General features: G+C 38.1%; 10 protein-coding genes. 4 read left to right on the top strand and 6 right to left on the bottom strand.

The window, feature by feature from the left end; genetic code table 11:
* Positions 1 to 26: 26 nt before the first annotated feature.
* From gcvH to ACKTS5_RS19080, 4 genes are all read left to right on the top strand, one after another.
* Positions 27 to 407: a glycine cleavage system protein GcvH gene (gene gcvH / locus ACKTS5_RS19095; protein ID WP_408045485.1), complete on the top strand. Its 381-nt coding sequence runs from the start codon at positions 27 to 29 to the stop codon at positions 405 to 407.
* Positions 379 to 756, top strand: coding sequence for a VanZ family protein (locus ACKTS5_RS19090; protein WP_408045484.1), 378 nt, complete (start codon positions 379 to 381; stop codon positions 754 to 756). The genes gcvH and ACKTS5_RS19090 overlap by 29 nt, the downstream gene beginning before the upstream one ends.
* A 63-nt stretch (positions 757 to 819) precedes the next feature.
* On the top strand, positions 820 to 1,542 hold the full coding sequence (locus ACKTS5_RS19085) for an energy transducer TonB (RefSeq protein WP_408045483.1): 723 nt from the start codon (positions 820 to 822) through the stop codon (positions 1,540 to 1,542).
* A 100-nt stretch (positions 1,543 to 1,642) separates the two neighbouring features.
* A complete protein-coding gene (locus ACKTS5_RS19080) occupies positions 1,643 to 2,398 on the top strand; it encodes an energy transducer TonB (protein WP_408045482.1) in 756 nt (251 codons plus the stop codon).
* 248 nt (positions 2,399 to 2,646) lie between these two features.
* Here ACKTS5_RS19080 and ACKTS5_RS19075 read toward each other — a convergent pair whose 3' ends face one another.
* Genes ACKTS5_RS19075 through ACKTS5_RS19050 form a run of 6 tightly spaced genes read right to left on the bottom strand, consistent with a single transcriptional unit; the run spans position 2,647 to position 9,413 of the window.
* Positions 2,647 to 3,672, bottom strand: a complete 1,026-nt coding sequence (locus ACKTS5_RS19075; RefSeq protein WP_408045481.1) for a LacI family DNA-binding transcriptional regulator — start codon at positions 3,670 to 3,672, stop codon at positions 2,647 to 2,649.
* Between the two features lie 60 nt (positions 3,673 to 3,732).
* The gene (locus ACKTS5_RS19070) at positions 3,733 to 5,091 is read right to left on the bottom strand and encodes a mannosyltransferase (protein WP_408045480.1); all 1,359 of its coding nucleotides are present in this window, start codon (positions 5,089 to 5,091) and stop codon (positions 3,733 to 3,735) included.
* A complete protein-coding gene (locus ACKTS5_RS19065) occupies positions 5,091 to 6,581 on the bottom strand; it encodes a cellulose synthase family protein (RefSeq protein WP_408045479.1) in 1,491 nt (496 codons plus the stop codon). Before ACKTS5_RS19065 ends, ACKTS5_RS19070 begins: the two co-directional genes overlap by 1 nt.
* On the bottom strand, positions 6,581 to 7,276 hold the full coding sequence (locus ACKTS5_RS19060) for a glycosyltransferase family 2 protein (protein ID WP_408045478.1): 696 nt from the start codon (positions 7,274 to 7,276) through the stop codon (positions 6,581 to 6,583). Before ACKTS5_RS19060 ends, ACKTS5_RS19065 begins: the two co-directional genes overlap by 1 nt.
* 1 nt (position 7,277) lies before the next feature.
* On the bottom strand, positions 7,278 to 7,784 hold the full coding sequence (locus tag ACKTS5_RS19055; protein WP_408045477.1) for a toxin-antitoxin system YwqK family antitoxin: 507 nt from the start codon (positions 7,782 to 7,784) through the stop codon (positions 7,278 to 7,280).
* A 6-nt stretch (positions 7,785 to 7,790) separates the two neighbouring features.
* The gene (locus tag ACKTS5_RS19050) at positions 7,791 to 9,413 is read right to left on the bottom strand and encodes a 4Fe-4S binding protein (protein WP_408045476.1); all 1,623 of its coding nucleotides are present in this window, start codon (positions 9,411 to 9,413) and stop codon (positions 7,791 to 7,793) included.
* Positions 9,414 to 9,415 lie beyond the last annotated feature (2 nt).

The raw sequence follows: 9,415 nt of genomic DNA, 5'->3' as shown, positions 1-9,415 counted from the left end.
ACAAACAAAATAAAACAAACAATACAATGAACATTCCATCAGAATTAAAGTATACCAAAGACCACGAGTGGGTAAAGATTGAAGGAGATACGGCAGTAATTGGTATTACTGATTTTGCACAAGGTGAATTAGGAGACATCGTTTACGTAGATGTCGATACCTTAGATGAAACGGTTGAGATCGAAGAAGTATTCGGTTCTGTAGAGGCCGTAAAAACTGTATCAGATTTATTCATGCCTTTGACAGGAGAGGTAGTTGAATTTAACGAAGAGTTAGAAGACGAACCAGAATTGGTAAACTCTGATCCTTATGGAAAAGGTTGGATGATTAAAGTAAAGATTGCAGATACTGCACAATTAGAAGGGCTACTATCTGCCGATGCTTATCAAGACCTTATTAACGGATAAGAAAATTAAGGTGACTATAGCGATACTAATTACGATTGGTATCGCTATTCTTTGCTTAGTGAAACTCGGGCCTCCACCAATCCAAGTTAAATACGCTGATAAAATACAGCATTGTATTGCCTATTTTACGTTGTCATTTGCCTGGATGTACGCACTTGTAACAAACATGCGCTCATTAATTGTAATAGTCATACTTTGTGTGTTTTACGGCATAATTATTGAGGTTTTACAAATGACCATGACGGAGTATCGCAGTGGAGAACTCTTAGACGTTTTCGCAAATACTCTCGGAGTACTTTTAGCTTTAGCAATTTTTAGGTCAGTTTTTTATAAAAAGCGCAGTATTTAAAAATTTAGCTTGTAAAAGTTGAAATAATTTAATTAAATTAGCGAACTATTAAAAACATTAAGGATGGAAATTAAAAAAAATCCAAAATCAAACTTAGAAAACTACAGTAAGCTGTTTGTTCAGTTAGGTTTGGTTTTAGCTTTATTAATAACGTATGTTTCGATTGAGTACAAAACGTACGATAAAACATATGAGGGGTTAGGATCAGCAGAAATGGCTGAAGATGTAGAGGATGAAACACTTGAAATCCAAATCGAAACTCCACCACCACCACAAAATACACCACCACCACCAGCACCAGAGAAAATCGAAGTTGTAGAAGACGAGGAAGAAGTTGAAGAAACGATCATCGAATCTACAGAAACGGATGAAACGGAAGCTGTTGAAGTGGAAGAAATCGTTGAGGTGGAAGAGGAAGAAGAAGTAGTGGAGGACGTACCGTTCAACATTATTGAAGATGTACCTGTATTCCCAGGATGTAAAGGATCAAAAGCGCAAAAGAAAGCTTGTTTAAATAAGAAAATGCAAAAGCACGTTCAGCGTTATTTTGATGCTGAATTAGCAAACGAATTAGGTTTATCACCAGGTAAAAAGAGAATTTACTTAATCTTTAAGATTGGAAAAACTGGAAATATCGAAGATATCAATGCCAGAGCTCCACACCCAAGGTTAAAGAAAGAAGCAATCAGAATTGCTAAAAAATTACCTAAAATGCTTCCTGGTAAGCAAAGAGGTAGACCTGTAAGAGTAGGATATACCTTACCAATTACCTTCAATGTAGAATAATAGTCTATTACATATATGTTAAAAAAGCAACCATTTTGGTTGCTTTTTTTTTGGCATGCTTCTTGATTTTTATGAATTCATTAACACCAATTAGTATACTATGAAAATGCCAAAAAAACAACCCAGAAAACAATTGGAAAAATTCTCAACTGTATTTATGCAAATAGGATTGCTATTGACCCTGTTTGTCGTATACAGTGTATTGGAGTTTCAAACGGAAAAGAAAGAAGATCTCATCGAGGTTACTGGTGAACGCATTACCGATTATGAAATGCCCGCCGACCAAGCAATTGAATTTCGCCGTGTAGTTCCTAAAAAGGCGACACCACCACCGACCTTAGAACAACCTAAGAAGCTAGATTTTACAAAACCTAAAGTGGTTGACAATTCTTTTGATGTCCCAGAGTCTTTAATTCCTAAAGATGAAGAACCCCAAAAGATCGATATTACTAGCCTACCGGATGAACCAGTAGAGGAACCTATCGATGAAAGTGAAGATCCTTTACCGTTGCTAGGATTGCAACACGCACCTGTTTTTAGAGGTTGTGAAGGACTTTCAGAACAAGAAGGAAGAAAGTGTTTAGAGCGTAAGATGAAAGCCCATGTAGGACGATATTTTGACGCTGGACTTGCCGAAGACCTCGGAATGAGCCCTGGAAAATACAGAATAGCAACCCAATTTGTAATCGATAAGAACGGGAAAATATCCGAAATAAAAATTCGAGCACCTCATGCCGCTTTGAAAAAAGAAGTGGAACGCGTGGTAAAAAAATTACCCAAGTTTAAACCGGGAATGCAGCAAAGTAAACCAGTTAAGGTTAGATATACTTTGCCCATTACATTTCGAGTGGATTAAATAAGTTTTGACGTAAATTACAAAATTTACTTTGATGTAGTTTTTTGTTTTTCAGCAGGTTATGTGTGCGGCTATTGAAATGTTAAATGTTAGAAATAAGTAAATTTTTTGTAAAAATAATTTGTGATAAAGGAAAAGATTACTATCTTTGAAACGTGGTTGAATAAACCACTTTCTTTTTCTTTTTCATAGCAATTTTTCCCACTCAATCTTTTTGAGTGGGTTTTGTTTTTTTAAGAGCTTCTTGTTTATTGCTTCTTGGTAGAGTCTCTGATGACCAAATCTGTTTTAATAACCTTAGTAATAGGAGTTTCGTTGGTATTTCGCTGTTCTAAACGATTGATTAGTAATTCGGCAGCTGTAGCACCCATAATTTCACCGTGTTGGCTAACAGTGGTCATTTTGGGGCTCGAATGACGTGCGAGTATTCCGTTTGAAAAGGAAACAACTGAGAAGTCTTCAGGGATGCGATAACCCTTTTTAATGGCGGCCTTCATTGCAGCAACCGCCGACGATTCATCCGTAGTAATCACACAGTCTATAGGGTGGTTGTGGATGATGGGGGTTAGGAGTTCCTCGTATTTTTTATAATCCTCTTCCACAATGTTGACTACGATATTTTTGTTGAGGGGAATACCCAAATCTTCTAAGCCTTTTACATAACCTAAGTAACGGCGTTCTCCAATTTTTAAATGACTCATGGTTGAGATAAAGGCAATGTTTTTACAGCCGCTGTCATACAGGTGTTTAACCGTATTTACGGTCGCTTCAAAATCGTTGGTGATTACCTTGTCACAAGGAACGTCTTGCGCTACACGATCAAACATAACCATGGGAATTCCACGGTGAATCGTATCTGTAAAATGCTTGTATTTACGATTGACTAAGGTTTCTTCAGCCAATGATAAAATAAGTCCGTCGATACTACCATTGGAGAGCATTTTAATAGTTTCGACCTCCTTGTCGAAAGACTCATTAGAGATGCATGAAATAATTTTATACCCTTGCTCTGTAGCAACGCGTTCGATTCCTTTAAACACCTGAGCTAAGAAATAATTGAGCATGTTTGGAATTAAGATTCCGATGGTCTTTGTTTTCTTGTTCTTTAAATTAACCGCTGTTACGTTGGGTTGATAGTTGTTTTCTTTTGCAAACTTCTGAATTTTTTCTTTCGTTTTTACACTGATTTCATAACTGTCATTCAGCGCTTTTGAGACGGTAGAGATAGAAACATTCAGTTGTTTTGCGATATCTTTAATGGTGAGCCTTTTCATAAATTAAGAACAAAGTATATAACAATATTACAAAAATCCTAGCAGATTTTTTCGAATACTTCACTTTGAAAAGAGGTGGCCTCCTTTTACAGTTCGAAGTTCGTAAATGAGGTAGCCAAATAAAAGAAGGTATTCCAAGGCTATAATCCACAAATGTTCTTGCCACGGGGTATTGGCATAGGCCTGATAACTCAATATTAAAACGGCACTCCAAACAATCGGAAAGGTATACCGAGTGAAGACAGTTAGGATTAAAGGAGTGGCTACGTACCAAGGATGAACCGTGGTACTCGTAAAATAGTAGAAACTCAAACCGAACAACATAGAAACCAAGAGGTATTGGGGATCCTTTCCTTGCTTTCGAAACGTTAAATAGCCTAAAAATAACAGGGCTAATACGGGCATGATTTTACCTATAATGGCAATCTCATTATAACCTCTAAACCAGTAGCCAATGGCACGAGCTATGTAGTACAAACTGGCGTTGAATTCGAAATTTCGAAACCAGAGCCCTACAGAGTTGCTGTAATTAGCGATAAATGCTCCATCGATAAAAGGTATAAAGAAGAGGAGGGTGCTCAGAAGTACCATTCCTGTATATCCAATAGTTTTGAGTAATCCTGTTTTCCAGTGCTTCTCTGCGTTGAGGAAGTACGGAAGAAATAGGGGTAAAAATAGCAGCGGTATCAGTTTTACAGCCACAGAAGCCGCTAATAAGAAGGCAGAAAGTAGCCACTTGTTCTTTAGTAAATAATAGATACTAGCCACCATGAAAAAGAGCATTACGGGCTCAAAGTGTAAATTTCCTGTGAGCTCTATGATCACAAACGGATTTAGCGCATACCAATAAATTTGAGACTTGGGCATTTGTAAGTCTTGGAGTATCTTCTTACCGTAAATGATAATACCGATATCAGCGAGTATAATAAGTGCACGCATAATACCTACGGCTCCTAAAATACTGGTGCCGCTCAAGGTACTAGCAATCCAAAAACACAGTTGATTAATAGGAGGGTAATTGGTGTAATGACTCCCGTTTAAACTTCCCATGCCTTCATAGAGTTCCACTGCTTGTGCAATGGGGTATTCGTGTTGTTCAATAAATGTTTGAGGTAAGGATAGATAGGGGTTGTAGCCCTGAGCGAGCATACGTCCGTCCCAGATAAATCGATAAAAATCTTGCGATAAGTTGGGGAGGGCAAATAAAAAGGCCAAGCGGAAGAGTACTGCTGCAGCTGTTAAAAATGCAGCGTCCTCTTGCTTATCGCGATACAAGAAATAGCTCGCGGTAAACAAACTAATCCACAGGGCGGCAAAACTCCAATAGGAGGTGCGCTCTAAAAAATACGCAAAGTAAAAATACAGTGCTGTGAGCAACACGAGGAGTATACTCGCTTTGTATTTTTCTAGAAAGTGCATTAGGCCTTAGAAAAAATAGATTTAAAGAACACATATCCAAATCCGATAAACAACATGAGGTGGAATGGAAATAAACCAAAATCTCCTCCTTGATCACCTACGATAAAAGCGCTGTACATACCAAAGGCAAAGTAGAGGGCCAATAAACCTTCTATAATGACATTTGTTGAAGGCTTTTTACGGATGTATTTGTTGTTTTTCCAACTGTCGGTTAGTGATTTAATATTGAATTTCGGCGTGCGTACAAACTCACTTTTTTTACCGAAATGACCTTCGAGTACTGCAATGGTATTGTGTAGTGAAAAGCCCATGGCAATGGAGAAAAAAGAGAAAAAGGCTCCGATGTATTTGATAAAATTGACAAAGCCACCACCATAGGTTCGCTTGTACATAAACCAATAACAAATAAAGAAGATTAGTGTACTAACAATAAAGAAACTCATAACTAAAAAATAAATCTTTAAATGTTCGTATTCGTTTTTGATATACAGCATAGGAATACTCAATACTGCGACTAAAAAGATACAGGTGAACATTGAACTGTTCAACAAGTGAAGCATTCCGTGAATTTTTGTTTTCAGAGAAATGGTATCGCTTACCAAGATGCGTTTGAGCATCTTTTGAAAATTTTCGGCACCTCCTTTATTCCAGCGAAATTGCTGTGAGCGCGCTGCACTGATAATTACGGGGAGCTCAGCAGGTGTTTCCACGTCTTCCAAATACTTAAATTTCCATTTTTTCAACTGTGCGCGATAACTGAGGTCTAAGTCTTCTGTCAAGGTATCTCCTTCCCAGTTTCCGGCATCGTAAATACACGTTTTACGCCAAATTCCCGCAGTTCCGTTAAAATTGATAAAGTGCCCTTGGCTATTGCGTCCAACTTGCTCTAATGTAAAATGGGCATCGAGCGCAAAGGCTTGTATTTTTGTAAGGGTTGAGTAATTTCTATTGATATGTCCCCAACGCGTTTGGACAACTCCAATAGCTTGATCTTTAAAGTAAGGAACTGTTTTTTCTAACCAGCAAGGTTTAGGTAAGAAGTCGGCATCAAAAATGGCGATAAATTCTCCTTTGGCGATGGCTAATCCTTCCTTGAGTGCTCCGGCTTTGAAGCCCTGTCTGTTTTCTCTGCGAATGTGTTGAATGTCTAGTCCTGTAGCTTGTAATCGTTTTATATGTGCTGCTGTAGAAAGGACTGATTCATCTGTTGAATCATCCAAAACTTGGATTTCTAACTTTTCACGAGGATAGCGAAGCTTGGCAATATTATCTAAGAGGCGTTCCATGACGTATAGCTCATTAAACACCGGAAGTTGTATGGTGACAAAAGGAACTTCTTCAGGGTTCGTCAAATCGAACTTAGAAGCATTGTCTGTTTTTTTTCTCGCTTTCAGATAATTAAAAAGTAAATTTAACTGAGCCAAAGCGTACATTAGTATCAATACTAATGAGATGGTGTACACCGTAATGATGACGTATTCTAAAACCATTATTTAAAACTGTATTTAAATATCCAACCTAAAATTTTAACGCCTGCAAATATAGTACCTTTGACGGTTCCTGAAACTTTTGAGACTCCTATTCTGTTTCTGTATTTCATAGGAACTTCTTCATAGCTATATTGCTGTTTTAATGCTTTCAATTGCATCTCAACTGTCCATCCATAAGTCTTGTCTTCCATGTTTAAGTTGAGCAATTTAGGGTATTTGATGGCTCTAAACGGACCGAGGTCTGTAAACTTTGCGTTAAAAAATATTTTCATTAAAAATGTGGCGAGCCAATTGCCAAATACCTGTTGCGGAGTCATGGAGCCCGCTTCGCGCAATGTTTTGGTTCGGGCACCAATAACAAAATCGATACCACGTGTCGTTATCGGATCGATAAGCTCAGTGAGCTGCTCGGGGAAATCCGAATAATCACCATCTAAAAAGACTACGATATCAGGCTTTGTTTTTTGTTGAGCTATGTAGTCCATTCCTTTTAAACAGGCGTAGCCATATCCTTTACGCTTTTCGGAAAGAACTGTGGCGCCTGCTGCACGAGCGTTGGTTTCTGTAAGATCAGTTGAATTGTTACTCACTACAATGACTTCATCAACCACGGTAGGGATGTCGTTAATTACTAAGGCAATTGAATCTTGTTCGTTGTAGGCTGGGATGATAACTTTAACTAGTGGTTGCTGCATTTTACTGTAAATCCTTCAAATCATTTTCCTTTTTAAATGAGGAAAAATCGGTCCATTCATTTATTTTTTTTCCGTCTTTGAACTTGACGGCTTTTACTAATTTGTTTTTCTTGTACAACAAGCAATATCCATTTTTTTTGTCGTTTTTTAGCTGACATTTATGGTTGACATATCCTCTGGAATCGTAGTACAACCACCACTTGTTTTGCTTGCCATCAATAAAATGTCCTTCTTTTTCTTTTGACGAATTCTTGCGGTAAAAGTACCAATAATTTACGGGAAGATCATTTTTATAATGTCCTTGTTTTTTGATCACACCATTTTTGTAATAATACTTCCAATAGGCGGTTTTCTTACCTTGGTCAAGCCATCCTTCTAGTTTGAGCTGTCCGTTGCTATAAAACTCTTTGTGATATTTTTTTTGCCCAAAACAAGAGAGGTAAAAAAGGGAGAAGAACAGCAAAAATACTGCTGTAAACTTCTCCGCTTTTATAGATATTTGATTCACGTTAGCTTATTTTTTATTTACTAATTTCAACAGGTCTACGTCGTTCCCTAACAGTACATCAGTTGGGTTAATACGACCTTCTTCTGGTCCGTTTTCGAGTTTTAATACACCTCTCGGACACACTGCTGAACACACCCCACATCCTACACAACTCGCGCGCACTATGTTTTCTCCCTTTTGAGCATATGCACGAACGTCAATTCCTTGCTCACAGTAAGTAGAACAGTTTCCACAAGAAATACATTGTCCTCCGTTTGTGGTAATTCGGAATCGAGATTTAAAACGCTGTACCAATCCCATATACGCCGCTAGTGGACATCCGAAGCGACACCATACACGGTTTCCAAAAATAGGGTAGAATCCCGTTCCGATAACTCCGGCAAACCAAGCGCCAATCAAGAAGCTATACGAGTCTTTAATCCACTGTGATTTGATGCCTAAGAATGATGAGGCTCCTGAAAAATAACAGTACAGAGTAACCACAGTCATCACTAGTGAAAAGACGAGTACGGAATGAATTACCCAGCGCTCCAATTTCCAGGCGTTTAGTGTTTTGTTTGAGTGTTGACGGTACGGATCTCCTAATGTTTCTGCCAATCCACCACAACCACATACCCATGAACAATACCAGCGCTTACCAAAGAAGTAGACCATAACAGGTACGATGACTAAGGTGAGTAAAACTCCCCATACTAAAATAAAAATACCGATAGCACCACTGTTTTTTAACGAGTCTAAGTTCCATTCGAAGAAGAAATCATAGTCTAGTGGAAAGGCATTTTTAAAGTCGTATCCCGGAAGGTTTAAGCTCGCCATTATTTCTGGAATTAAAAAAGCAAACACTATCTGGAAAAACAAAACAGAGGTAGTTCGTACAATTTGATAGTTGTTGTGACGGTATTTAATGTACATGCGAACCGCCATGACAATCATAATTACACAATATAAGAATCCGTATACAAACCACTGACTGGCAGCACCGCCGTTTAAAGCTTTGCTAATAGGGTCTAGAATAAATGTCCAGTTCACCACGTAATCTGGTAAAAAGTACAAGAGGATGTAGAACAAAACAAGGTAGCCTAAAACTAACCAGGCAATCCAGCCTCTGTTCGTACTAGCCTCGAGGTAAATACCATTGTTTTTAATTCCTTTTGGGCCCAATAGTATAAAATTCGGTAGGATAAAAAGTAAAGCTCCCAGTATTCCTAGTCCAAAGGTTCCTAACCAAAGTAATCCAGGATGTTCTTTTACAAAGCCTTTTCCTGCTCTTTTGGCTAGGTCATAGCTTAAGGTGTGTGGTTTACCGTAAATTTTGTATTGAAATTGAGCGCCTTTTAAGTCCCAATTTTTTTCAGCATCGTATTTGGCGATAAGCTCGTCGTAATACTGGTTTGAATTGGCAAATGCTGTCCGTGCTCGTGAGGAAAACTCGAAAATATTCAAGGCTTCGTCAGTGACTACTGCATTGCTTAATTCGTCTTTTATACGTTCGCTTTTATATCCTTTCTCTTGCAGGTACTCCTCCAATTCAGCAGAAGTTAAGCTGAAGGATCCTGAAAAAAGACTTCCTGTAAATATGCTTAGTCCTAGTAAAAAAATTACAAGACCTATTTGTTTTATTGCTTTCATAT

The organism is Tenacibaculum litopenaei, assembly GCF_964514025.1.
GTDB lineage: Bacteria > Bacteroidota > Bacteroidia > Flavobacteriales > Flavobacteriaceae > Polaribacter > Polaribacter litopenaei.
Note: the sequence above shows the minus strand (reverse complement) of the source record. Positions and strands in the feature narration are given on the sequence as shown.